This window comes from Cellvibrio zantedeschiae, assembly GCF_014652535.1.
GTDB lineage: Bacteria > Pseudomonadota > Gammaproteobacteria > Pseudomonadales > Cellvibrionaceae > Cellvibrio > Cellvibrio zantedeschiae.
In genome coordinates this window covers 1-861 of the sequence record NZ_BMYZ01000010.1, presented here as the reverse complement: position 1 = coordinate 861, position 861 = coordinate 1, and the positions used below count along the sequence as shown (strand labels likewise).

The window sequence follows — 861 nt, the reverse complement described above, 5'->3', positions numbered from 1 at the left end:
TTCGTGCCTACGCTGGACAGTTTTTAAGTCGCAGTTTTATGGTTTTGCTGCGCAAAAATATTCCATAAAACCACAACTTAAAAACTGCCGCTGAACTCGGCGTTAGCACTTGGGAGAAATAAATGAAGGGTTTCACAAGAGCATTACTATTTTTAGGCGCAATTCCATCGATGTCTCTCGCAACTGAGCAGTTGAACTGGTCTAGTCCAGAGGGATGGAAAGTTGGTAGCCAACAAGGAAATATGATTGAGCTACTTAAGAATGAAGAAAGTTTTGAGAACTGGACAAGGCTAATTACATTACAACAATATCAATCAAGTGAAAAAACGGTTGGTGAGTCTTTTGTAAAACTCATGGCTAAAAACTTTGAAAAGAGCTGCGCAAGCGTTGAAATGGTTCCACTGAAATCGGGATTGCAAGGTGGTTATGAAATTTTCCACGCATTTCTAACCTGCACTACAAATAAGCAAAATGGAAAAGGTGAAATTTATCAAATTAAAACAATAAAAGGAAAAGAGAAGTTTTTCGTGGTTCAATATGCTTATCGAGTTGAGCCTTTTCAAAAAGGTGGTTTACCTTTGGAGCAATCTGAAGCGGCTAATACCATAGGCTACTTAACAAAAATGCTAATTGTAGAGCGCTAACAAATCGCTCAAGCATCGCGCCTTCGGCGCTGGACGGTTTTTAAGTTGCACTTTTGCCGTTCGCTTGCAGCTCACTTTACGGCAAAAGTACAACTTAAAACCCGCCGCTTAGCTCGGCGTTATGAGGCCCTATGTACATAAGTCCAACGTTCCAATTAAATAGGAGGTTTTTTTATTCTATAGCTGGCGCTTTCATACTTGTAAGCGCTCATGGAAT

Annotated in this window: 1 protein-coding gene; it reads left to right on the top strand. The window is 40.2% G+C overall.

Going from position 1 to position 861, the window contains the following annotated elements; all coding sequences use genetic code 11:
- Nucleotides 1-122: 122 nt before the first annotated feature.
- On the top strand, nucleotides 123-644 hold the full coding sequence (locus IE104_RS18920; protein WP_189421478.1) for a hypothetical protein: 522 nt from the start codon (nucleotides 123-125) through the stop codon (nucleotides 642-644).
- Nucleotides 645-861 lie beyond the last annotated feature (217 nt).